The organism is Spongorhabdus nitratireducens, assembly GCA_947387575.1.
Taxonomy (GTDB): Bacteria; Pseudomonadota; Gammaproteobacteria; order Pseudomonadales; family Endozoicomonadaceae; genus CANDOC01.
Genome location: CANDOC010000009.1, coordinates 166,963 through 189,510, shown reverse-complemented (window position 1 = coordinate 189,510; position 22,548 = coordinate 166,963). Strand labels below are relative to the sequence as shown.

Here is a 22,548-nt window from a genome sequence, read left to right as displayed (position 1 = left end):
ATGCTGACACCAGGAAAAGGAAGATCAAAAAAACAGCAGCAGGGCACATTCGCAATTGAACTGGCATTAATTGCTGCAGCAGTAGCCGCCACTATTCTGTTGATATCAAACGTTGTGACTTTCCAGATTCAGCGGGGAGTAATACAACGGCTCAGCTTTTATGCCGCGAATATAGGCAGCTATGCAGCCAGCAGCAATTCAGACTCAATTATATCCGAACAACAATTCCGTATGATTTACTCACTGGTCAGTCAGTCCATGTCCCGAAGTCTGAAAGGGTTTCAGCCGGATGCGCTGGGTATGCAGATAAAGCAAAGCGGTGTCGTCGTCGTTTCTTTCAGCAGAAATCCAAAACCGGATAAGCCCTGCAATGCAACAGAACCTTTACGACGTGTTTCAGAAACCTTGAGCTCTCCAAAAATTTCACAGCTACAAGTCACACTATGCTACACCGACAATAACAACACATTCACCCTGGGAGAGAATACAGTTTCCAGCATTCAGGCCAGTGCGATCTTGCCAGTCAGGATCAAGGATTCCTGATGGCTACTCAACCGCAAAGCGTATTCCGACAGCAGGGCGTTGCAGCCCTGATGTTTATCCTGGTCCTGCCTCTTCTGATGTATTTTCTGGTTCTGGGATTGGAAGGTGGTCGCAATTTATACATCAAAAGCCGACTGAATGATGCTGTCGTAGCAGCCCGAAAAGCACTGGAGATTAATCAGAGTAATGACCAGACCCTGAATATTAAAGTTGTCAGCGTCTACATTGCCGCTTATATTCCGGATGCCCGTATCAATGATGTACAAGTTTCATCCAGCAATTGCACTTCTCATTTATGCGACGGAAAAACTTACAACATTATTGCTTCTGTTTTAGTCGAAAGCTTGTTCCCTGAAATTAACGGATTTGGTTTTCCACAAAAAACACCCATCAACTCCAGCCCCTCAAAAAAATAAGTAATCGACTCAGAACCTCCTGAAATTAAATGCTTTTTAGCATTAAAATGATCTAATCGATATATCGGTGAATTGCAGGCAAGTAATATCATTTTTTTTGATTTATGCCATGTAATTAATCACTACACAGGCATAATGTGAGCATCAGGAAAGAACTTGTCCTGATAGGGATAAAACGATAAGGTCTTGTCCCATATAGGCTGCCCTCGCCTGCATAGCAAAATATGAAGTACCCCTGCCATTGCATCAATAGCCAGGACAGCCAATTAAAGGACGTTTATAACAAAACACAGAAGTAGGGTGGAATTGAGATGCTTACCAAACTTTATGTAAAAAGCGCTATGATGCTGGACGCTCTGAAACAAGATCAGCGCGGTGTAACTGCAATTGAATATGCCCTGATTGCTGCTGGTGTTGCTGTTGTTCTGACTGCTGCTTTTGCTGGCACAAGCGGTGGCGGCGACGGTACTATTACCGGTGCCATGACCACAGCTTTCAACAAGATCAAGACTGCTCTGGGCGGCTGATTATTCAGCTTCACTGTAGTGTTGAGTGAAACTGTAAGCTTTATTGCTTTTGTTATTTTGGTGGCAGTCTGTTGTTGTATTTTTTACAGTGATGCCACCAAAAGACAAATCAGAAACCCGCTGGTTGTTTCTGTCGCAGTGCTTTCCCTGCTCTGTTCCGGATTAACCGCTTTTGCCCCTTTTCCTTATCTGATTGCAGTATTGATTGGCATCGGCCTGTTTGCTGCAAATGCAATAGCCGGTGGAGATATCAAGTTAATACTTGCCTTTCTTCCCGCAATTGACAGGTCCTGGTGGGTAGTAGTGCTGCTGGTGATAGCAACACTGGGTGGTGTTATGGCTTGCGGATACTTGATCTACGGCTTACTGACAGGAAAGCTCAGCACTGTACGCCAACGAGGATTACCCTACGGTATTCCAATTGGTGTTGGCGGATTGCTGGGTGTATGGCTTACGGCAAGTTCCTTATAGACATGGCTATGACCCTGTATTGCCGCTGCCTCTTTGTATTTGACAACTAAAGACGGTTCCCAAACCGCCCTTTTCGATTCAGGAGTTGATCATGGATCGACGTATTTTGCTGGTTATTGCCTTTCTGCTATGTGCGGGAGGGATTTTTGGTTTGCTGAATCAGCCCGATACTCCTGAGCCCCAACCCGAAACAAGCACTGCTGTCACTCCCCCACAGGAACGTCCCCGAATCCAGGTCTGGGTTGCTACCAAAGATTACAAGCTGGGTGATTCAATCAACCCCTCTGACTTGGAACCTCGCTCGCTGCTACTGGACAAAGCCAGGGAGCTCGGTGTTACCACAGAAAAAGTACTGCAACTTGAAGAAGGCATGCTCGCCGGCTCTCATATCAGAACCGACACAATCGTAGCTGAACACCAGTTACTACGCCCGGGGCAACCGGCCTTTATTGACTATATGCTCAGACCCGATAAAGTACCGTACCCACTGACCATTGATGGTAATAAAGGTTATAACGGTAGTCTGGTTCCGGGTGACCGAGTTGATGTAGTACTTATCTCTTCACCAGGGCGAAATCTGGCAGACAAACCGGTCGGCGACTTGTATCAGGGATTGGAAGTAACACCTGTACTCAATTCCAGACGAATAGTAGACGTCAGGGAACCATCGGCTATGAGCAGCCAGATGACCGTCACCATTGCCCTGCGCCCGGAAGATGTCAGCAAAATGATTGTTGCCAGTCGTATCGGTTTGCTGGATGTGTACAAGTCAACCACCCAGGCCGTGCCGGCTATTCGAGTGGAAGATGTATTGCCGGAGTTTACCACCATAGTCGAAATGCGCGCTGACCAGCGTGATGTTCATTACGGAGACGCCCGCCTGAATATTCAGCAGGAAATACCGGCGGAATAAGGGTAAAAGCAAGAGCTGTCAGATGAAGAAAGCAATAAATATCCGTTGGGCTGCACTGGGGTGGTTGGTTCTGACTCTCTGCAGCTCTCTTGCCCATGCCGCAGGTATCCTCCATCTGGAAACCGACGAAGCACGGTCACTGAACTATGACAGAGCCATTGGTACTGTTTTTATTGCCAACCCGAAAATAGCCAATTATCAGGTCGTCAATAACAAGCAGGTTATCGTATTCGGCAAAGGTATCGGATCAACCTCACTGTTATTGCTTGATTCAGATGGCAACACGATCGATCGCAAGACACTGAGCGTACGAAAAAACCTTGGTTTTATTCGACAGCAAATTATCGCCCGTTACCCTGGCAGCAAGGTTGAACTGGCAAATCTGGGTGACGAAGTCGTACTCAGTGGTCTGGTTTCTACCGAACAGGAAAGGCAGGGCATCTATAACATGGTAGGTGAGCTGCTGAAGAAGAAGTATATAGAAGAAAAACTGAAGTGGGAGTCGGGTGATAACAGTTATGACATTCGCTTCCTGACCAACCGACAGTATAAAGGTGTCGTTAACAACATCGAGCTGGATGCAGCCAAGCAGGTCAATGTAAAACTGACCATTGCCGAAGTATCCCAATCATTCATCCGTCAACTGGGTGTACAGTGGGGCACTGTAAATCCGACAGGTACTGCATTCCTGCAAGGAAACGGCGGCTTTTTTAATGTTCTCGGAAATGGTCTGAATTCATCCAACATTGCGCGATATATTTCTGCCGTTGACGATGATGCCATGGGGCAAATTCTGGCTCAGCCCAATCTGTCTGTTATTTCCGGTGAAACGGCATCATTTCTTGCCGGTGGCGAGCTGCCGATTATCACCTATCGGGATGATGCAGTGAATGTGACCTATAAGGATTTCGGGGTTCGGCTTGATCTGGCTGCAGAAGTCCTTAGAAACGAAAAAATTAATTTATCACTGATGCCTGAGGTCAGCTCAATCGATCCAAGCATCAAAAATAACTTGAACCTGCCCGGCTTTAAAACCCGTCGAACAAGAACCACTGTTCAACTCGGCGATGGAGAGAGCTTTATTCTGGGTGGTTTGCTGAACTCCGAAGACCGGGAAGCTCTGTCCAAGATTCCGTTTATCGGTGATGTCCCGGTTTTGGGTGCCATGTTCAGAAATACCCGTGATGAGCGCCAGCAAACCGAGCTGGTGATTGTTGCTACAGTCAACCTGGTAAAACCGGTTCAACCTGAAAGTATTCGGGTACCCCGTTTGGAGATGTCACAAAGTCTGGTTCAGTTCCTTAATCTCAAGGACCCGAAATTCTTTGAAGATGTCACCCATCCGGTAAAGCAGCAGGCCCTGTCACTTCTGTCCTCAGGGGGATTCAAGGAGTGATTACTGTCGACCTGACCAGCTTCTTTATTTTGGTATAGCAGGGAGGATGTATGCTTGATCTGGACAGCCTGACCACAACATCAAAAACCGACAGTGAATCCTCCTCCTCGGAAGAACGTCGCTGCGGACTTTATTATCAGACATCTGAATGTTACCGGTTGCTGAAAGAAACCCTCAAATATGAGGGCTTTGATCTGCTGGACGTTCGCAAGTGCAGCTCCAGCGAACAGGCAGAAGCGGTATCCAAAAACAATCTGCCTCTGCTGTTTGTCGAAGTAAGCGGCCCACTGATGGAGCAGGCTGAACTGCTCAGCAGCTATCTGTCTCACGATGTCCGTGTCGTTCTGATCGGTACAGAAGACAGTATTAATATACTGCGTAATGTAGAAAAGCTTGGTTTTTACTATCTGATGCTGCCTGCTGAAAAGCAGGATGTCATTGTCATGCTCCGCTCGCTTGCCGATGACCTGCACCGTGGCCGGGGCCCCCAGCAACAGCGCAAGGCACTGCGTGTAGCAGTGGTATCGCTCAAGGGTGGCAGTGGCTGTACCATGGTTACAGCTGAACTGGCCTATGCACTGGCAAACCAGACCAAGCAGCAGGTTATTGCTGTCGACCATGGTTATACCGGCAGTAATATGAATATCATGCTGGGCAAGCGGGACTTGTTCCGGCAGCAGGTAGGTCTGGAAGGGATCAAATACCATACGCTTGGCAACTTTCTTGACCATGCCTGGGCGCACAGTCAGCTGTCACGGGTAGAAAAACGTATCAGTTATCTTGGCTTTGAGCTAAAACTGTCCGAGGAAGAAGATCTCGAAATCACTGCGGCTGAAAACCTGCGTCTTTATACCAGTAATGTACTGGATAACCTGAAGCGGGATGCCAACTTCACCGTTGAGGATTTTTCTGCTTCGGCCAAGTTTTATCCACACCCACACTGGCTTTGTCCTCTGGTTGATTGTCTAGTGCTGGTTGTTCAGCCGACATTGTCAGGCTTGCATGAAACCCGGGCTTTTCTGGAGCAGTTTCATGTTTCCAATGCCAAGAACGAAGACCACTCTCGTCTGGTTGTTGTTTTGAACCACTGTCGTCCCAAGGGCAGTATTGATTGCCAGGCCGTCGAGCAATACCTGCAACATAAGGTCGATGTAGAGTTCCCCTTTGCTTCAAACTGTGAAGAGTGGCTGATTGCCGGCAAGCGGTTTACTGACCAGCAGCACAAACTCAGTGCTCCCTTTGCCAATCTGTCTCGCATTATTCTCGGTAAAAACCCTCAGAAACCTTCCCTGCTTTCAAGATTACTGAAGCGATAACAGGATGTTGTATTTATGAGAGCGCAGAATGTCTACCTGAACCTGCGGAACAAAATCATGGCGGCTCTGGATGCAGAAGCCGTCAACCGCATGTCGACAGAAATCCTGCAAAGCCAGTTGCGTAAAGCTGTTGATGCACTGGTAGAAAAAGAGTCGGTTCAGCTGCCGCCTCTTCTGCGTGCCGAGTTTGTTTCCCGGCTGATGGATGAAATCAAGGGTCTGGGTCCCTTGCAGCCACTGATCGATGATCCATCTATCTCCGACATCATGGTCAACGGTCCTAACCAGGTTTATGTTGAACGTGGCGGTAAACTGACCAAAACCGATGTGGTTTTCATTGATGAAAGTCACCTGCTCAGTATTGCCAAACGTATTGCTGGCCAGGCCGGACGCCGGGTTGATGAACTGTCACCCATGTGTGACACCCGCCTGCCTGATGGTAGCCGGGTCAATATTGCCATTCCCCCCATTACTCTGGACGGTACAGTCGTTTCGATCCGTAAGTTTGGTCGGCATGAACTGGATCTGGAGCAGATGGTCGGTTACGGCTCCATGTCTCCGGAAGTCGCCAAGCTCCTGGCTGTTGCCGCCCGCTGCCGGCTTAATATCCTGATTTCCGGTGGTACCGGTTCAGGTAAAACTACACTTCTCAATGCGCTGTCGCGCCATATCGCTAACACCGAGCGTATTATTACCATTGAGGATGCTGCTGAACTTCAGTTGCAGCAGCCTCACATCGTCCGTATGGAAACCCGGCCTGCGGGAACAGAAAGTACCGGCGAAGTTGATCAGCGCCATCTGGTTATCAACTCACTTCGAATGCGCCCTGACCGGATTATCGTGGGCGAGTGTCGTGGCGGCGAAGCTTTTGAAATGCTGCAGGCCATGAACACCGGCCACGATGGCTCGATGTCTACCCTGCACGCCAATACCCCTCGGGATGCCCTGTCCCGGGTCGAGAGTATGGTCATGATGGCCCAGCCTAACCTGCCGCTGGATGCCATACGTCGGAATATCGCCAGCGCTGTTGACCTGATTATCCAAATCTCCCGCCTGCACGACGGCAGCCGTAAGGTTATGAGTGTCAGTGAAATTATGGGGATTGAAGGCAAAAACGTAGTCATGGAAGAAATCTTCCGGTTTGAACCTGACGCTGTGGTTTCGGGAGAAAAAGTTACCGGCAAGTTTGTCACTGCCGGCCTGATCAACCGCTCTGCGCTTAAGGTAAAAGCCCGCTTCTTTGGTATGGAAGAACCGTTGAATCAGGTCTTCCAGGGACAGCGCCGATGATCTGGTTTTCCATGATAATGTTCGGCGGCGCAATTTTGTGCTTCAGCCTTTATTTTGAAAAAAAGTCTGACCCGCTGGACTTTATCACCTCAACCCAAGATCAACAGGCTGGAGAAACATCCCATACCCGGGCTCTGAACATCACAACGCTGACAGACAAACCACTGCGTGCACGCTTCAAAATTGCAGTGAAAAACCTGAAGGCCAGAATCGGACCGCCAGTACCGCTCAAAGTTACCCTGTTTTTGCTGGCTGTCATCGCATTAACAGTAGGAGCACGCCGGCTTATTCCGGATATTCCCTTGCCACTGCTGTTCCTTGCAATACTTGTTGTATCCAGCCTGTTTGTCTTAAAAATGCTGGAACGATATGAAAGAAAACAGTTTGAAACCTCTTTTCCTGACGCACTGAACCTGCTGAATGGTGCTGTCGGTTCGGGGGAAAGTCTGATGCACGCCATTATCTATGTCGGTGACTCCATGGACGGTATGGTTGGACGTGAATTCAGACTAATGGGCGAGCGGCTCAGTCTGGGCAAAACACCCGATGAAGTACTGAGCCAGGCATGCGAGCGTTTTCCTTACCCGCCTTTTTACTTCTTTGCGATCGCACTGCGAGCCAACATCAATCATGGTGGACAGCTGAAGGAAGTCATTCGACGTCTGAATCAGATCATGTTCAGCAGTCGTGCTCTGGAAAAAAAGAAAATGACGCTGACAGCTGAGGCCCGTATGTCTGCCCGGATCATGGCTGCAATTCCGCTCTGTTTTCTGCTGATGATGAAAGTCATGAGCCCGGAGAACTTTGAGTTTGTAATGTATGAAGACGCCGGGCGTCCGATTTTCTATTACGTTCTGATCAGCGAATTGCTGGGACTTGGCATCATCAATCTCCTGATGCGCAGGGTCAAGGGCTGACACGATGGAGTACTTATTATGATCCCGGTTGAGGGAAGTGACAGCTCCGGCTTTTATTCTCTGCTGGCTTCACTGGGACTGGCACTGCTGATGGTTGTCATCATCAAGGGTTACTTTTCCCTGCAATACAGCCGCCGCTGGTTAGGTTTGCCTCATCGGTTTACCAGCTGGGGACGTATCGCCACAGTCTTTTTCGAACGATTTGCCTACCAGCGCAAGGAAATCGAGAACAACCTGATTCAGGCCGGTATTTATAATACCAAACTGGCAACCTATTACCTGCCCGCCAAAATAGCCCTGACAGTTGTCATTGCCATCCTGATTCTGCTGTTTGGCCCCAGATTTGGTATCAGCCAGAAGAACCATCAGCTGCTGTTTATCGTGCTGGGTATGGTTGCAATGATTGTTTTACCGGATATCTGGCTGCGGGTGCTGCAAAAAAAGCGGACATTCAAAATCACCCAGAAACTGCCATATATGATTGACCTTATGGCAGTCTGCATCCAGACAGGTATGACGATTGAAACAGCCATTGCCTATCTCGGTAACGAACTCAGAAGTTTTGATCGGGATATCGCCTATATTCTGCGTCAGCTGGATGCCCGCGCGCGGATTATCGGAATGGAGAAAGCGCTGGAAGAGCTACAGGACAAGGTACCTTCTCCCGCGATACACAGCTTTGCCTATACATTAAACCAGAGCCTTCTATACGGCAGCTCCATTTTTGAAGTACTGATGAGGCTATCCGGTAACCTGCGTGAAGTCAGCATGATGGAACTGGAAGAAAAAGCCGGTAAACTGTCGGCCAAAATGTCTGTTCCACTGGTTCTGTTTATCATGTTCCCCATTGTTGTCATGATTACAGCCCCGAGCATTATGAGGTTGATGACTCATGGCTGATTTTCGGCATCGCTTCTCTGTCGCAGGAGCACTGTTATTACTGCTTGCTGGTTTGCTACAGGGGTGTGCAACATCCCCTTCAGATACCTCAGGTCAGGTAAAAACTGCGAACAAGCAGAGTAGTAATAAAATCGGCAGAGAACCGGACGAATCCCTGTTACAGACAGCAGGTAACCATGCAGCACTGATCGAGCTGTACAAAACCCGGCTGCAAAATACCAAAGACGCAGAAACAGCTTATGAAAGTCGCCTGAAACTGGGGCAAACCTATCTTGATACCGGTGACCCGGAATCAACCCTGTTTTATATTGCCCCCCTGCTTAAAAAGAACTATCAGCGACCTGAGCTGCTGTTACTTCACTCTCGTGCATTACTCGCCACAGGTGAAGTTGACCGGGCGCTGGCAACAGCCATCAAGGCGCGTGATCTGGATCCTACCAACCCCAGAATCAGCAATCATCTGGGTGTCATTCATGCCAGAAAGGGTAATTACAGTTCTGCCCGCCACTATTTCAACAGAGCACGTGCGGGGTTGCTGGATGATGCCACGATTAAAAACAATCTGGCCATGCTGGATATTCTTGAAGAAAACTATGACGCCGCCGTCAATCGTCTGATGCCGCTCTACAAATCCGGTCAGGGCGATGAAAAAATCACCTCCAATCTGGTTTTTGCACTGGCAAAAACCGGTCGTTATAACGATTTCAAAACAATCTACTCTGAAACAAATTCTGAATCGGAACGCGTTGAATTATTCAGGGTTTTAACTGCTGCAACTACTGAAACTCCCGAAGCCAGAAAGCCCGAAAAACATCAGCTGCCTGCGGCACCGGATTATGACCTTGCATCTCTGGTAAGAAAAAAAGAAACCTCTTCTTCACCCTTCCCTCCGGCTGTAAACCCGGCACCAATAAATCCTCCCGTTGAAAACCACATATTGGATGCACCAGGAGGCGGCTTCACCATTCAGTGGATGGCCGCTAACAAACCGCGCATTCTGGATCAGCTGCAGCGTAGATACCCCGAACTGCGTAATGCAGAACAGATATTCTTCCAGCGTGATGGCCGGGACTGGTATGTATTGGTTCAGGGAAATTATGCTTCCCAGCGCGAGGCACTGGACGCACTCAAGAAACCGGAATATCAATCGCTTGTTAAATATCTGACCCCCTGGGCACGCTCAATTTCCGGCTTGCGCAAGGCCGTCAAAGGTTAAAAAAACAAATCAACTCCAGTAAACGATTACAGAAAGGTATTCATGATCCGGACCAAACATGGCCAGCGAGGTGCGACCGCAGTAGAAACAGCATTAGGAATGCTGGCCTTTCTGCTGATGATCTTTTACTGGATTGAAGTCAGCTACATGGGGTTTGTGTCCGGGCTGGTTGATATGGCGGTATCAGAAGCCAGCCGTGACGCCCGTACAGTACCCAGTCATCAGTATCACACTATCTTCAACAATGTCCTGAGAAGCAGTAACTCGATCTGGTCTGATTTTGTTGATCCCGGCGAGTTTTCTCTGCAGACCCGCTACTATAAATCGGTTCAGGCCATCACTGCAGAAGACTGCGAGAAAGACAATCCTACCTGTAACCCCCAGCAGAACGCTCCCATTGCCGTTTACAGTGTGTCCTATCCCTACCAGCCGATTCTCGGTTCATTAATTGCAGGGCCGGATTTTTCAATGGACATTACCCGGGAAGTTATCACTATCCAGGAATATGAACGGGATATGTTCAAGTGAGTATCAAGCGTCACTCTCAACGTATGCAATACCAATCCGGTAACTTCCTGATTGAATTTGCTCTGATCGCCTCGTTTATGGCGATGTGCATGATGTTTGTCACAGACATGACAATCAAGCAAACCATTCAGGGTAACCTGCAACGGCTCAGTTATTCCGCAGTCAACGTGATCAAGGAACGCACCCAGCTTTATAACGACAGTGAAGTAGTCTCCAACCAGCAAGTTGCCCAGATTTACACCCTTGTCAGCCAATCCATGGAACGTACCATGGGAGACTTTGATGAAGACAAGCTGGGCATGTACCTGGAACAGGTACGTTTCCAGAAGGTGGATGGCAAGGACAGGCCAGTATTGAATAATGAGCCCCGTTCCAGAGGGGACGTAAACTGTCGTCCCACTCGATTGCTGGATGATATGGATGAACTGTTTATTGATACCAGCTGGGGACGCAAGGCAACTCTTTACCGGGTCAGTCTTTGCTATGAAGATGACGACAGATTGAGTGACTTTCTGGGTTCTGAGTTTACTACCGTCCGCGCCAATTTCATTATGTTGGGACGCTAGGGGGGCAGCAGTAGAATGAAAACCGGATCAATTTCATCTTTCCGGCAACAGCAAGGTGCTGCTGCCATCATGTTTGTCATTATGCTGCCGGCACTACTGGCTATGATGACTCTCGGGGTAGAAGGTGCACGATACCTGCGTCTTAAAGGCCAGCTTGATGATGCCATCGAAGTTGCAAGTCTGGCCGTCAGTGCCCGGGAAGACGAAAACATCGAGCATAACCGGGAACTGGCCAGAAAATATATTCAGGCTCTGGTTCCTGACGCTGAAGAAATTTCGGTCAATATTATCCCCCGCTCCTGTAAAGAAGTTTCCGGGTGTGGGGAGACTGCACCTGATGGCAAACCAACTAACCGTTTCATCGAATATCAACTGGAAGTAACGGCCAAATTCAACAGCTGGTTTCCACAGTGGGATGAGGATGGGCTGGGGTTTGAGCAGAAAGTTACCGACCGGACCCGGGCTGTCGCCAGAAAATACTATGCAGACTCTATTGATGTTGTACTCGTGCTCGACTTCTCAGGTTCCATGACCAACTGGTGGGCTGGACACAGGAAAATTGATCAGCTCAAAACAATTGTCCGGGATCTGGCTGATGAGATTCTGACCGAAACTGACGACCCTGATTTGCAAAACACCATGGCTCTGGTGCCCTTCAATTTTTATACAAGAGAAGGAAATAACTATGGCTGTCCAGTAACTCAAATGCTTGATACTAACCGGCCATGGCATTCAGTCAACCATAACAAAACGGTGAGCAAGATGTTCACCAAAAAGAAATGCGCCAAGAGTTATTATTCCGACAGCGCGAGGTTCCATACTGTATTACCAACATCTGACCCGGCCGTTATCAAGTCCAAAATACAATCCATGTATGCCAGTCATGGTACCGCTGCTTTTGAAGGAATAATCAGGGCAGCCCAGGTCGCAGAAACAACCCATAGTCCTCACCGGCTTATAATCATCGTTTCAGATGGTGTCGACTCAGGCAACTGGTACGACACTAACAAGAACGAGAATCACAAGAGATTACTGCAAAGGAACTACTGCGACAAAATCAGGGACAGACTGGATTCACAAACATCAGCTTCAGGAGATTCGGTCAAATCAAGAATAGCGGTTGTTGGTATTGACTATAACGACAAGGTAAACGACAACCTAACTCGATGTGCCGGCAAGGAAAACTATTATACGGCTCATAACATGAACGAACTTTATCGTTTGTTGATCAGCCTGATCAGTGAGGAAGTCGGTCGCCTGTACGACCGAAATTATGCTGTCCCTAATGCTTGAAGCATAAAAAAAGGGCTGTAACTACAGCCCTTTTTTTATCTTGATCCAGTGCTCATGCGGCCTGGGATTCATCTGTTACAAAGGAGTTACGAATCAGGTAGTCAAAAGCTCCAAGTGACGCTGTTGCCCCGCTACCCATAGCAATAATAATCTGCTTGTAAGGGGCAGTTGTGACATCACCCGCAGCAAATACACCGGGTACAGAGGTTTCACCGCGAGCATCAATCATAATTTCTCCGCGTGGTGAAAGCTCCAGACTGCCTTTCAGGAAGTCGGTATTGGGTACCAGTCCAATCTGAACAAAAATACCTTCCAGCTCAACCCTGATTTCTTTATCAGTTTCCCGATTCTTGTAAACCAGACCATTGACCCGCTTTCCATCACCTGAAACTTCAGTTGTCAGCGCACTGGTGATAATGGTGACGTTACCTAGAGAGCGTAATTTCTGCTGCAGCACCTCGTCAGCTCGCAACTTGCTGTCAAACTCGATCAGCGTGACATGGGAAACAATACCGGCCAGATCAATAGCTGCTTCAACACCGGAGTTACCTCCACCGATTACAGCTACCCGCTTTCCTTTGAACAGAGGTCCATCACAGTGTGGGCAGTAGGCAACACCCTTACCACGGTATTCCTGCTCACCCGGCACATTCATTTCTCTCCAGCGGGCACCGGTTGCCATTAATACCGTTTTACTCTGCAGCGCGGCTCCACTTTCCAGCTGAACTTCCACCAGCTCACCTGCCGCACGGTTGTTTTCAATCAGGGCACTGGCACGCTGGTTGCTCATGACATCCACATCGTAGTCCAGAACATGCTGCTCAAGATTGGCCACCAACTTTGGACCTTCGGTTTCCTTCACTGAAATAAAGTTTTCAATTGCCATGGTATCCAGTACCTGACCACCAAACCGGTCAGCAACAACACCGGTACGAATACCTTTGCGGGCAGCATAAATTGCAGCTGCCGCACCTGCTGGTCCACCACCAACAATCAGCAGATCATATGGATCTTTTTTGCTGATCTCTTCTGCCGCACGCTTTTCAGCATTTACATCCAGTTTGGCGACGATTTCAGCCGTGTTCATACGTCCCTGGCCAAACGGTTTGCCATTCACAAAAACGGATGGCACCGCCATAACCTGTCGTTCATCGACTTCCTGCTGGAACAGGGCACCATCGATCATGGTATGAGTAATATTCGGGTTCAGTACCGCCATCAGGTTCAGTGTCTGAACTACTTCCGGACAGTTCTGGCAGGACAGGGAGATATAGGTTTCAAAGTTAAACTCCCCTTCCAACTGTTCAATCTGCTGCATCAGACCGGATTCCAGCTTCGCCGGATGACCACCACTTTGCAGAATAGCCAAAATCAGGGAGTTGAATTCATGCCCCATTGGCAGCCCGGCAAAACGAATCGCCTTACGTCCGTTTTTTCCAATGACGGCCATAGACGGCTTGCGTTCATTGTCTTCACGACTTTCGCGTACACTGATATTTGCGGACAGCGTGTCCAGATCTTTGACCAGTGCAGCCATTTCCTGTGATTTTGCCGAGTCGTCCAGAGACGCTACGATCTCAACAGGAGTTTTCAGGTTCTGGAAATAAGCTTCCAGTTGCTTCTTGATGTTCACGTCCAGCATGGTCGACTCGCTTGTTTTTACTGCGGAAATTTTTCATCACCACGGCGATAAAAAACTTCCTTTCGCTCATGGTTTCTTTACCTGAAGAACCAGGCTCCCCGATTGCAGGGAGCCATTACTGCTTTAGATCTTGCCGATCAGATCCAGAGACGGAGCCAGTGTTTCTTCACCTGGCTGCCATGCGGCCGGGCAGACTTCACCATCATGCTCAGCAACGTACTGGGCAGCCTGAATCTTGCGAATCAGCTCTTTGGCAGAGCGACCGATACCCAGATCATTAGTTTCAACAACCTTGATCTCACCTTCCGGGTTCATCACGAAGGTACCGCGGAGCGCCAGACCTTCTTCTTCAATCATGACTTCAAAGTTGCGGCTGATCAGGCCGGTCGGATCACCAATCATCGGGAATTGAATCTTGCCGATGGTTTCAGAGCTGTCATGCCATGCTTTGTGAGTGAAGTGAGTGTCAGTGGATACGGAGTACACTTCGACGCCCATCTGTTGCAGCTGCTCGTAGTGGTCAGCCAGGTCACCCAGTTCAGTCGGGCAGACGAAGGTGAAGTCAGCCGGGTAGAAGAATACGACAGACCATTTACCCTTCAGATCAGCTTCAGTCAGTTCAACGAAATCGCCTTGGTGGAATGCAGTCGCTTTAAACGGCTTGATGACAGTGTTAACTAATGACATGATTTTCTTTCCTTGCCCTGTTCTCATTTCCAGAGCGGTCTGGTTTAAAGCCCGGCTGTGTGCGCCGGAGACAGGTTAAGAATATGCTTCCGCCATCGATTATTGAATTTAATTAAATAAATAAAACAGATAGATTTAAGCTATTACTAAATTATCACCATAGCTGACAGGGACACCAGATATGGATCTGCGCCTCACTCTGCTGCCGTTGTTTTTATTGCTGACGGGTTGTGTCGGAATCCCGACAGGCATCGAGCCTGTGAGAGATTTCAATATCAATCGTTATCTTGGAACATGGTATGAGGTCGCCCGTCTGGATCATTCTTTTGAGCGAGGGCTCAGTAAAGTCACTGCGACTTATACCTTGCGGAAAGATGGAGGGATAAGTGTACTCAACCTTGGCTATTCATCGACTGACAACAGATGGCGTCAGGCTGAAGGGAAGGCTTATTTCGTTGGCAAGTCCGATACAGCTTACTTGAAAGTGTCGTTTTTTGGGCCGTTTTACGGCTCGTATATCGTTTTCGATCTCGATAACGAGTACCAGCATGCCATGGTTTCAGGCCCCAATAAGTCCTACTTCTGGATACTGTCCAGAACCCCGGAGATAGATAAGGCAACCTTACAACAGTTACTGGACAAGGCAGAACAGCTTGGTTTTGATACCGACAAACTGATTTACCCTCTTCACAATGGCCAGCAGTCTCACTGAAAGGACAATGCCTGATGACACTGAAGCGCAAGGATGTCACCTTTCCTGTCACCCTGTTTTATGATGGTCACTGCCCCCTTTGTATGAAAGAGATTCACTGGCTGGAATCCCTGAATACAGATCGGAAGCTGCTATTAGTCGATATTCATCAGGAGAATTTTCAGCAGAGCTATCAGGACCTGGATCTGGAACAGCTGGACAGAAAGCTGCACGCCCGACTGGGTAATGAACGTCTGGTTACAGGTATTGATGCCACCCTCGCGGCCTGGGAAAGCGTTGGTCGCGGATACTGGATTGCGCCCCTGCGCTGGCCTTTGATGCGGTATGTTGCCGACGTTATATACAAGCTGTTCGCCAGAAACCGGCATGCTCTTGCAAGTCGACTCGGCTTTTTGCTGGGTAATCCCACCTGCCCTCCTTCAAGAAACAAACGCCTCTGATCGCCCCTGATACAGGCACCGAACCAGATTGCAGTCATCACAGTTAAACAGCCTCAACTATTATTGGGAGGTTTGTTTTTCTAATGATGCCTGCCTCCGGATATCACCATGCAGCCCAAACATTCTTCTCACAGCGCCCCTCATTTTGGTGCCGTACCGCCTGCTGAAATGGCCCGACTGGCCGAAAGTGCAGCGGTAGGCAAAGCCAGAAAACACCCGGAAATCACCATTGTACTGGCTATTCTTGCCGGCATATTTATCGCTATTGCCGGTATGTTTTATGCCATAGCCGGCGCTGGTTCAGCAGAGCTGCCCTATGGTGTTGCCAAGATTCTGGGCGGGATTGTGTTCAGTACCGGTCTGATGATGGTTATTCTTTGTGGAGCCGAACTGTTTACCAGCAATACCCTGCTATTAATGGGCAAGGCGACCGGACGACTGAAGTTTGGCGATATCGCCCGCAACTGGACGCTGGTGTACTTCGGTAATATGGCAGGTTCGCTGATTTTTGCCTTTCTGATTATTGGCAGCGGTGCCTGGGAGAGCGGACATGGTCTTGTAGGTTTGTCGTACATGTACATTGCCAAGGCCAAGCTCAGTCATACCTTTATGCAGTCGTTAATCCTTGGTGTATTGTGCAACCTGCTGGTCTGCCTGACTTACTGGATGAGTCTGAGTGCCCGCACAGCTGCAGGCAAAATGTTCGCCTGTATCCTCCCTGTTGCCGCTTTTGTTGCCGCTGGTTTTGAACACTCGGTTGCCAATATGTATCTGTTACCCATGGGCTATATGGTCAAGGATCTGGCCACCCCGGAAATGTGGCAGGCTATTGGCTACACCTCTGCAGACTTCTCCAAAATCAACATGTACAACATTATTGTGATGAACCTGATACCGGTAACCATTGGTAATATTATTGGCGGTGGTGTCATGGTCGGGCTAAGTAACTGGTTTGTGCATCTTAGAGATTCAGACAGTTGAAGCAAAACAGGGGCTTAAAATGCCCCTGTTTTGCTTCTCTCGGGCGTGTTTTTTATGAGTGTTGTTCTACCGGCGCCTGTTTCTCCTGCTCTTCCTGCGGCAGGAAACTGGTTTCAAAGTCCTTCAGCTTGGTATTTACAACCCTGGCCAGAATCAGCAGACCGATCAGGTTAGGGAATACCATCATGCCATTGAAGAAATCTGCAAGTTCCCAGACAAATTCAACTTTCAGGGTACAACCCAGCACAATAAACAGCATGACAACCAGACTGTAGATCTTAACGGCCTTGTCGCCATCCTTGCGGAACAGATAGCGGATATTGGCTTCACCAAAGAAATACCAGCCAACGATCGTAGAAAAGGCAAAGAACAGCAGGGCAATAGCGATAAATACGCCACCAAAGGAGCCCATGCCTGCAGTAAAGGCGGCCTGTGTCAGCTCGATACCGGTAACGGAACCATCAATCGGTACAGTCAGAATGACCAATGCAGTAATCGTCAGAATGACAAAAGTATCAAAGAACACCCCGAACATGGCTACGTTGCCCTGCTGCACCGGATGATCAACCTTGGCTACAGCATGAGCATGAGGGGTGGAACCCATACCGGCTTCATTGGAAAACAGGCCACGGGCGACACCATAACGAACTGCTTCCTTGATAGTGGCACCCAGCACACCACCGGTTGCAGCAGCCGGATCAAAGGCACCGACAAAGATCATCTTGAAGCCCGCAGCAACAGCTTCAAGGTTAGTTAGCAGAATAAACAGACTACCAACGATGTACATAATGGCCATCAGCGGTACAGCTTTGGAGGTAAACGACGCTATCGCCTTTACTCCGCCGTTAAAAATAAGTCCGGCCAGAATGGCAACAACAATACCTACCCACAGTGGTGGCAGGTTAAAGGCATTTTCAAAGGCAGCACCGATGGAGTTGGCCTGTACCATATTGCCGATAAAGCCCAGTGCCAGAATAATGGTCACTGCAAAAAAGGCACCCAGCGCCTTACTGCCAACACCTTTACTCAGGTAATACGCCGGACCACCCCGGGTTTGACCATTGACGTCTTCTTTATAGACTTGGGACAGAACAGATTCGGCAAAGATGGTGCCCATACCGAAGAAAGCTGTCAGCCACATCCAGAAAATAGCGCCGGGACCACCTGCAGCAATGGCAGTCGCAGCACCGGCCAGGTTACCCGTACCCACCTGGGCAGCAACCGCAGTGGTCAGAGACTGGAAAGAACTCATTCCTTTCTCATCAGCCTGCTGACCTTTTTTGGTGCCGAAAACGGCATATTTTATTGAGCGACTGAAATGACGAACCTGAACGAAGCGCAGCCTGATAGTAAAGTAAATGCCTGTACCACAGAGCAGGAATATCAATAAATATCCCCACAACACACTATTGGCAGAATGAACAAGCGACATTATCGCATCCACGGCGAGTCCCCCCTTGTGGACCAGTATTAATGACCTGGTTTGGCAAGCGTCTACCCGACTGACGATGAACTGCCAGTCACTCTGAGTCCTTGTTGTTGATTACCGTTTTACGCAGGCGGATGAGAAGCCGGCGCAAAGCATCCTTTATTGCGGGAAGACAGGCTTGGCTGTCAGATCAGTGGTTAGATATATTGAATCTGGAAATACCGGCCTTCTTATGGTTATCAGGCAGTGGGTTTTAAACCCGTGATATATCCAGCAATTGAAGTTACAAAATACATTTTCGATTCAACACAGTGCATTCGCCGTTATATTTACCTGAGCCGGTAGTTATCACTATATTGAATTGAAAACTGCATCTCTGACTGTATATATAAAGAAAAAAGCCCCCTGATACTAAGTACCAGGGGGCTTTTTCATCAGAAGACTGTCTGGTCTTCGATGTCGGTAGTCAGGGCGGTCAGTGCCTTTTCTACCATTTCACGACGAGCGACTTTCTCTTCTGCCGGATCCATCTTCGGATCACCCAGTGGGTGAGGGATGGCGATGGCCGGTACGATACGGTTAGCACCTACAGTCTGGGAGATCGGCACAACAGTGGCGATGTGAACTACAGGCATAACTTTTTCAATTTCTTTGACGAGCGTTGCACCGCAACGCGTGCAGGTGCCTCAGGTGGAGGTCAGAATGGCGGCGGAAACCCCGGCATTCTTCAAGTGCATCGCGATTTCAGCACCAAACGCCTTGGAATTGGATACAGAAGTACCGTTACCAACGGTGGTGTAGAACAGATTGTGCAGCTTGCCAATCTTGCCTTTTTTTTCCATTTCACGGAGAACGTCAACGGGCAGAACGCGGTCAGGTGCCTGGTTACAGGCAACCGGGTCATACCCACCGTGAGCAGTTTCGTGAGACGCTTCAGTCAGGAAGTCCAGGCCTTCAATGCTGTATTCGCCGTACTTGGAAGCAGAAGAAGATTCGATGTGATCTGGGTTACCCTTGGGTACCACACCACCGGAAGTTACCAGAGCGATAGTTGCCTTGCTCAGGTCAATCACAGGAGGCTGAGGTTCAACACGGTCGAATACCGGCATTGGGTATTCAGTCTTGAACTCTTTACCTTCCAGCTTGTTGATCAGCATGTTAACCGCACGCTTGGCGCCACGCTCTTCAGCGAAGAAGTTAACGCGCAGACCGCGAGGCATGTAGCCTTCTTCTTCAGGAGTACCCAGTTTGCCTTCCTTCTCGATCCATGAGGAAACCAGCTGAGCCATTGCAGGCATTGCTTTACGCATGCCGGCAGCACTGTTGGAGGTTTCAACCATGAAGGAGAAGTTGCGGTACAGTTCATAACCCGGGTTTTCAACGTACATACCGGAGATAGCAGCGATGCCCATACTGTGAGCAACTTCGCCTACTTTGCCGCAAGCCATGCCGTAACGGCCGGCGTTAAACGCAGGACCGGCAACGATCAGGTCTGGCTGAACTTCGTCCAGGATTTCCCGAATACCCATGCAAGCTACTTCTTCATTTTCGTTGAAGTAGGAGTCACCGCAGATAATTGTCTTAACGATCTCGGCCTTGCCTTGCAGCGCTGCAGCTAGTGCAGTACCTGGTCCAACCGGACCTTCGACCAACTCGATCGGCAGGTCGGCAGCTTCTTCGCCACCCTTCTGACCGAAGAACTGGTTGATGTAATGAACAATCTTGATCATTTTCAGTTCTCTTCTAAAAACGCGTTACCCGCTCACTGAGCGTGTAAACCGAAACTTTTCCCAACCTGATCCCGCTCGCTCGGAACGAGAACCGGATATTAGCCAGCCCGTTTATTAACCAGCCATCGCAGTCAGGTTGTGGTAACCCAGCTCGTTGGTTGCACCGGTGATCACCTGGATTTCAGCGGTGATAGAACCGTCAGCGTGCAGGCTGCCTTCAGCACCACCGGCAATCATGTCGGCGTAAACGTCGTGACCGATTACTCGATCCATCGCCGGCAGAGTGATAACCATGTTGGCGTTACCGTTGGAGACAACAGCATCACCCTTAGGAGTGGAGTCAGCCAGAGACTGGGACTCACCCATCTGACCAGCGTATTCGTCAGTCATCAGCACGGTCTTGATGCCAGCGTCTTCCAGCTTGCGGCAGTTCATGACCAGGTCAGCGTCAGGGTTGCCGAAGCCTTCTTCGGAAACGATGACTGCGTCCAGACCCATCTGTACAGCCAGCTTGGTGACGTAGTTGGAGGAACGCTCCTTGTCAGCCAGGGTTACGTTTTCGTTGGTTACGATAACGCCCATGAAGTTGTACTTGGTGCCGTGGTGCTCATACAGCTCGTGGATAACCGGGCTGTTCTGGTGCACGATGCTTGGGTTCTTGTCACAGGCAGATACACAGTTACCGCTCATGATCGCGCCGTCCATAACCTCAGTCGGGTACAGGATGGTCGGAACGATGCTCTTCACATCAACACCGTACAGGTAGGTGTCGTGCAGCAGGCCCTGGCTTTGCAGCATGTAAACGTAACCGATCTTCGGCAGATCAGGATACTGTGCAGCCTGTTCCAGCAGCGGCTTGGTTTCGTAAGTGCGGCTGTCGTCAGCGGCAACTGTCTTGGCGAGCTCACCCATCTTGTTGGCAGTTTCGATACCAACGCGACGCAGGATCGCTTCGTGGTCGTACTGGTTGCAGGTTTCGTCAACTTCGCAGGTGATAACCAGGTTCTTGGTCTTGGAGAACGGAGTGTACTCCGCACCGGCACCGCTCATGTCGATGATGCCTTCCTGGAAGCCAACAACCTTACCGGTGGTTACAACAGCCATGCCCTTCAGGACGTGGGTGCGGCCTTCGCCAACCATCGCTTCGTCGCCACCATTACGGCCCGGGAACATAGAACCCTTGCCTTCGGCTTTAACACGCGGCTCGATAACGTCTTTAACCGGCATGATGCGGGTCTTTTCGCCAGGCAGGGCGATGTCCAGCTTCACTTCGGTGATACGGTGATCCAGTTCACGGATGAAACCAACCAGTTCTTCACGGTTAATCTCGACCCGACCGGAGGAAAGAGCAGTGTTCTCGCCGAACGCCAGCTCCTTCACATGGATATTTCCAATCTCTAGCTTCATTACTTTCTCCTGAAAAGCTTGGGTCGGGAACGGTGTCTGATTAAGGAGACCGTTCCCGGCTTATCAAGCAATAAATCCGGACGCTTTCAGCACCTGTCGAGCTGCTTCCAGGTCTTCAGTTGCCACCATGACAACCGGACCGGTGCATCCCATGCCGGTGCGAGCAAAAATCTGTTTACCCCAGAGCGCATCGCGGGCAGTTTCGATATCGAGAATATCGATGCCGTTAATATCACCGTCAGTGATTTTTTCTGGCGGGGCAGTTACGGCTTCAGCCTGTGCCGCTGCAGCTTTCGGCTTCAGGCCGTCCAGCACATCAGTCAGACCACACTCTTCTGCGTTCTTCACTTCCTGTTTGTACAGGTTCATCAGATCACCCTGTACACCGTCGGCCATCAGCCGCATGGCTCCGGCGATAACCGGCGCACCGGAAGCGCGGGAAATAATACCGATCTGACGGTCAGCGCCTTCACCCAGGCCCGGGCCATAGCCATAACCCAGTGCTTCGTAGCTGCCACCGGTATTGAAGGAAGAGAACACCTTCATCATCAGGTTGCCGGTCAGGCTGTCAGTGACCATGACATCGGGTACACCCTGCAGCATATCGTTGCCGCGCATCAGGGCTCCGCCATCTGCACGGGCAGACTCGGTGAAACGAATCGGGTAACCATTGTCGATCAACTGACGCAGCGCACGTTCTACCTGAGCAGCGCCGTCTACATTCAGAATGCCGACGGTCGGTTCGGCGATACCGGTGGCTTTGGCCAGGGCAATACCGGCAATAGTGTTTTTAACCATGGCAATATTGCGAACGGTGTCGCTGGTGCCGGTTGTTGTGGCAATGATCATCTCGCGGCCAACAGCCGGAGTGATAACCTTGCCCACAGTGCTGACACCCAGCGGGAAGCTGTAGTGCAGGGTGACACAGGAATCGATCTTGCCTTCGTCCAGCAGCGCTTCCATGACCTGATGACATTCATGCAGATCGGAAGCCGGGTGCAGTTCAAAGGGCGCGTCAGAAAGATCCCCGATCAGTACCGGTTCAATATCGGCAAACTGACGTGCAGCCAGCTCAGCCGCGCGAACCAGCTCGGCTGAGCCGTGTTCGCTGCCGACCAGAGTCAGACCGATACGCTTTTTGCGTCCGAAGCTGCCACTGACCAGACCATCGGCCATATCATTAAAAGCGCTGGCCAGAGCTTCATTAAGCTGTTGATGAGCCATGTCG

Annotated in this window: 23 protein-coding genes; 17 read left to right on the top strand and 6 right to left on the bottom strand. The window is 49.7% G+C overall.

The genetic code is table 11. The annotated features are described in order from the left end of the window. From tadF (ACYZZ0_RS17025) to ACYZZ0_RS16960, 14 genes are all read left to right on the top strand, one after another. Positions 1-543 carry a tight adherence pilus pseudopilin TadF gene (gene tadF / locus ACYZZ0_RS17025; protein WP_461537847.1) on the top strand — a complete coding sequence of 181 codons (543 nt, stop codon included), beginning with the start codon at positions 1-3 and terminating at the stop codon, positions 541-543. After that, positions 543-959, top strand: coding sequence for a TadE/TadG family type IV pilus assembly protein (locus tag ACYZZ0_RS17020; protein WP_461537846.1), 417 nt, complete (start codon positions 543-545; stop codon positions 957-959). Before tadF (ACYZZ0_RS17025) ends, ACYZZ0_RS17020 begins: the two co-directional genes overlap by 1 nt. A gap of 311 nt (positions 960-1,270) precedes the next feature. Continuing rightward, on the top strand, positions 1,271-1,486 hold the full coding sequence (locus ACYZZ0_RS17015; protein WP_461537845.1) for a Flp family type IVb pilin: 216 nt from the start codon (positions 1,271-1,273) through the stop codon (positions 1,484-1,486). A 21-nt stretch (positions 1,487-1,507) separates the two neighbouring features. After that, positions 1,508-1,957, top strand: a complete 450-nt coding sequence (locus ACYZZ0_RS17010) for a prepilin peptidase (RefSeq protein WP_461537844.1) — start codon at positions 1,508-1,510, stop codon at positions 1,955-1,957. Positions 1,958-2,048: 91 nt separating this feature from the next. Beyond that, positions 2,049-2,870 carry a Flp pilus assembly protein CpaB gene (cpaB, locus tag ACYZZ0_RS17005; protein WP_461537843.1) on the top strand — a complete coding sequence of 274 codons (822 nt, stop codon included), beginning with the start codon at positions 2,049-2,051 and terminating at the stop codon, positions 2,868-2,870. Positions 2,871-2,892: 22 nt separating this feature from the next. Further along, a complete protein-coding gene (locus ACYZZ0_RS17000) occupies positions 2,893-4,266 on the top strand; it encodes a type II and III secretion system protein family protein (protein WP_461537842.1) in 1,374 nt (457 codons plus the stop codon). 50 nt (positions 4,267-4,316) lie between these two features. Then, entirely contained in the window at positions 4,317-5,582 is a 1,266-nt protein-coding gene (locus ACYZZ0_RS16995; protein WP_461537841.1) for an AAA family ATPase, read from the top strand. 15 nt (positions 5,583-5,597) lie between these two features. Then, on the top strand, positions 5,598-6,872 hold the full coding sequence (locus tag ACYZZ0_RS16990) for a CpaF family protein (RefSeq protein ID WP_461537840.1): 1,275 nt from the start codon (positions 5,598-5,600) through the stop codon (positions 6,870-6,872). Beyond that, positions 6,869-7,789, top strand: coding sequence for a type II secretion system F family protein (locus ACYZZ0_RS16985; RefSeq protein WP_461537839.1), 921 nt, complete (start codon positions 6,869-6,871; stop codon positions 7,787-7,789). Before ACYZZ0_RS16990 ends, ACYZZ0_RS16985 begins: the two co-directional genes overlap by 4 nt. Before the next feature lie 18 nt (positions 7,790-7,807). Then, a complete protein-coding gene (locus ACYZZ0_RS16980) occupies positions 7,808-8,689 on the top strand; it encodes a type II secretion system F family protein (protein ID WP_461537838.1) in 882 nt (293 codons plus the stop codon). Continuing rightward, on the top strand, positions 8,682-9,905 hold the full coding sequence (locus ACYZZ0_RS16975; protein WP_461537837.1) for a tetratricopeptide repeat protein: 1,224 nt from the start codon (positions 8,682-8,684) through the stop codon (positions 9,903-9,905). The genes ACYZZ0_RS16980 and ACYZZ0_RS16975 overlap by 8 nt, the downstream gene beginning before the upstream one ends. A 42-nt stretch (positions 9,906-9,947) precedes the next feature. Further along, positions 9,948-10,433, top strand: coding sequence for a TadE/TadG family type IV pilus assembly protein (locus tag ACYZZ0_RS16970; protein ID WP_461537836.1), 486 nt, complete (start codon positions 9,948-9,950; stop codon positions 10,431-10,433). Next, positions 10,430-10,999: a tight adherence pilus pseudopilin TadF gene (tadF, locus tag ACYZZ0_RS16965; protein WP_461537835.1), complete on the top strand. Its 570-nt coding sequence runs from the start codon at positions 10,430-10,432 to the stop codon at positions 10,997-10,999. Before ACYZZ0_RS16970 ends, tadF (ACYZZ0_RS16965) begins: the two co-directional genes overlap by 4 nt. A gap of 15 nt (positions 11,000-11,014) precedes the next feature. Further along, positions 11,015-12,292, top strand: a complete 1,278-nt coding sequence (locus tag ACYZZ0_RS16960) for a vWA domain-containing protein (RefSeq protein WP_461537834.1) — start codon at positions 11,015-11,017, stop codon at positions 12,290-12,292. 52 nt (positions 12,293-12,344) lie between these two features. Here the strand turns inward: ACYZZ0_RS16960 and ahpF are convergent, their stop codons facing one another. Together ahpF and ahpC are read right to left on the bottom strand one after the other, a co-directional pair. Further along, positions 12,345-13,934 (bottom strand): alkyl hydroperoxide reductase subunit F, encoded by a 1,590-nt coding sequence (gene ahpF, locus ACYZZ0_RS16955; RefSeq protein WP_461537833.1) that lies wholly within the window; start codon positions 13,932-13,934, stop codon positions 12,345-12,347. A 123-nt stretch (positions 13,935-14,057) separates the two neighbouring features. Beyond that, the gene (gene ahpC, locus ACYZZ0_RS16950; protein ID WP_461537832.1) at positions 14,058-14,621 is read right to left on the bottom strand and encodes an alkyl hydroperoxide reductase subunit C; all 564 of its coding nucleotides are present in this window, start codon (positions 14,619-14,621) and stop codon (positions 14,058-14,060) included. 181 nt (positions 14,622-14,802) lie between these two features. Between ahpC and ACYZZ0_RS16945 the strand changes: the two genes are divergently transcribed. The 3 genes from ACYZZ0_RS16945 to focA all read left to right on the top strand — a co-directional run bounded on the left by ACYZZ0_RS16945 (position 14,803) and on the right by focA (position 16,754). After that, positions 14,803-15,333 carry a lipocalin family protein gene (locus tag ACYZZ0_RS16945; protein WP_461537831.1) on the top strand — a complete coding sequence of 177 codons (531 nt, stop codon included), beginning with the start codon at positions 14,803-14,805 and terminating at the stop codon, positions 15,331-15,333. 14 nt (positions 15,334-15,347) lie between these two features. Then, positions 15,348-15,773, top strand: coding sequence for a thiol-disulfide oxidoreductase DCC family protein (locus ACYZZ0_RS16940; RefSeq protein ID WP_461537830.1), 426 nt, complete (start codon positions 15,348-15,350; stop codon positions 15,771-15,773). A 108-nt stretch (positions 15,774-15,881) separates the two neighbouring features. Continuing rightward, positions 15,882-16,754 carry a formate transporter FocA gene (focA, locus tag ACYZZ0_RS16935; RefSeq protein ID WP_461537829.1) on the top strand — a complete coding sequence of 291 codons (873 nt, stop codon included), beginning with the start codon at positions 15,882-15,884 and terminating at the stop codon, positions 16,752-16,754. A 52-nt stretch (positions 16,755-16,806) separates the two neighbouring features. Here the strand turns inward: focA and ACYZZ0_RS16930 are convergent, their stop codons facing one another. The 4 genes from ACYZZ0_RS16930 to grdD form a co-directional block, all read right to left on the bottom strand. Continuing rightward, entirely contained in the window at positions 16,807-18,186 is a 1,380-nt protein-coding gene (locus ACYZZ0_RS16930; protein WP_461537828.1) for an alanine/glycine:cation symporter family protein, read from the bottom strand. 431 nt (positions 18,187-18,617) lie between these two features. Next, complete coding sequence (grdB, locus tag ACYZZ0_RS16925) at positions 18,618-19,913, bottom strand: glycine reductase complex selenoprotein B (RefSeq protein WP_461537827.1); 1,296 nt, start codon at positions 19,911-19,913, stop codon at positions 18,618-18,620. Positions 19,914-20,027: 114 nt separating this feature from the next. Continuing rightward, the gene (locus ACYZZ0_RS16920) at positions 20,028-21,320 is read right to left on the bottom strand and encodes a glycine/sarcosine/betaine reductase component B subunit (protein WP_461537826.1); all 1,293 of its coding nucleotides are present in this window, start codon (positions 21,318-21,320) and stop codon (positions 20,028-20,030) included. Positions 21,321-21,383: 63 nt separating this feature from the next. Then, positions 21,384-22,544, bottom strand: coding sequence for a glycine/sarcosine/betaine reductase complex component C subunit alpha (gene grdD / locus ACYZZ0_RS16915; protein ID WP_461537825.1), 1,161 nt, complete (start codon positions 22,542-22,544; stop codon positions 21,384-21,386). Positions 22,545-22,548 lie beyond the last annotated feature (4 nt).

Excerpts from the sequence above, each read along its gene's own strand:
- tadF (WP_461537847.1), top strand. The coding sequence starts at position 1 with ATGCTGACACCAGGAAAAGGAAGATCAAAAAAACAGCAGCAGGGCACA.
- ACYZZ0_RS17020 (WP_461537846.1), top strand. The coding sequence starts at position 543 with ATGGCTACTCAACCGCAAAGCGTATTCCGACAGCAGGGCGTTGCAGCC.
- ACYZZ0_RS17015 (WP_461537845.1), top strand. The coding sequence starts at position 1,271 with ATGCTTACCAAACTTTATGTAAAAAGCGCTATGATGCTGGACGCTCTG.
- cpaB (WP_461537843.1), top strand. The coding sequence starts at position 2,049 with ATGGATCGACGTATTTTGCTGGTTATTGCCTTTCTGCTATGTGCGGGA.
- ACYZZ0_RS17000 (WP_461537842.1), top strand. The coding sequence starts at position 2,893 with ATGAAGAAAGCAATAAATATCCGTTGGGCTGCACTGGGGTGGTTGGTT.
- ACYZZ0_RS16995 (WP_461537841.1), top strand. The coding sequence starts at position 4,317 with ATGCTTGATCTGGACAGCCTGACCACAACATCAAAAACCGACAGTGAA.
- ACYZZ0_RS16990 (WP_461537840.1), top strand. The coding sequence starts at position 5,598 with ATGAGAGCGCAGAATGTCTACCTGAACCTGCGGAACAAAATCATGGCG.
- ACYZZ0_RS16985 (WP_461537839.1), top strand. The coding sequence starts at position 6,869 with ATGATCTGGTTTTCCATGATAATGTTCGGCGGCGCAATTTTGTGCTTC.
- ACYZZ0_RS16980 (WP_461537838.1), top strand. The coding sequence starts at position 7,808 with ATGATCCCGGTTGAGGGAAGTGACAGCTCCGGCTTTTATTCTCTGCTG.
- ACYZZ0_RS16975 (WP_461537837.1), top strand. The coding sequence starts at position 8,682 with ATGGCTGATTTTCGGCATCGCTTCTCTGTCGCAGGAGCACTGTTATTA.
- ACYZZ0_RS16970 (WP_461537836.1), top strand. The coding sequence starts at position 9,948 with ATGATCCGGACCAAACATGGCCAGCGAGGTGCGACCGCAGTAGAAACA.
- ACYZZ0_RS16960 (WP_461537834.1), top strand. The coding sequence starts at position 11,015 with ATGAAAACCGGATCAATTTCATCTTTCCGGCAACAGCAAGGTGCTGCT.
- ahpF (WP_461537833.1), bottom strand. The coding sequence starts at position 13,934 with ATGCTGGACGTGAACATCAAGAAGCAACTGGAAGCTTATTTCCAGAAC.
- ahpC (WP_461537832.1), bottom strand. The coding sequence starts at position 14,621 with ATGTCATTAGTTAACACTGTCATCAAGCCGTTTAAAGCGACTGCATTC.
- ACYZZ0_RS16945 (WP_461537831.1), top strand. The coding sequence starts at position 14,803 with ATGGATCTGCGCCTCACTCTGCTGCCGTTGTTTTTATTGCTGACGGGT.
- ACYZZ0_RS16940 (WP_461537830.1), top strand. The coding sequence starts at position 15,348 with ATGACACTGAAGCGCAAGGATGTCACCTTTCCTGTCACCCTGTTTTAT.
- focA (WP_461537829.1), top strand. The coding sequence starts at position 15,882 with ATGCAGCCCAAACATTCTTCTCACAGCGCCCCTCATTTTGGTGCCGTA.
- ACYZZ0_RS16930 (WP_461537828.1), bottom strand. The coding sequence starts at position 18,186 with ATGTCGCTTGTTCATTCTGCCAATAGTGTGTTGTGGGGATATTTATTG.
- ACYZZ0_RS16920 (WP_461537826.1), bottom strand. The coding sequence starts at position 21,320 with ATGAAGCTAGAGATTGGAAATATCCATGTGAAGGAGCTGGCGTTCGGC.
- grdD (WP_461537825.1), bottom strand. The coding sequence starts at position 22,544 with ATGGCTCATCAACAGCTTAATGAAGCTCTGGCCAGCGCTTTTAATGAT.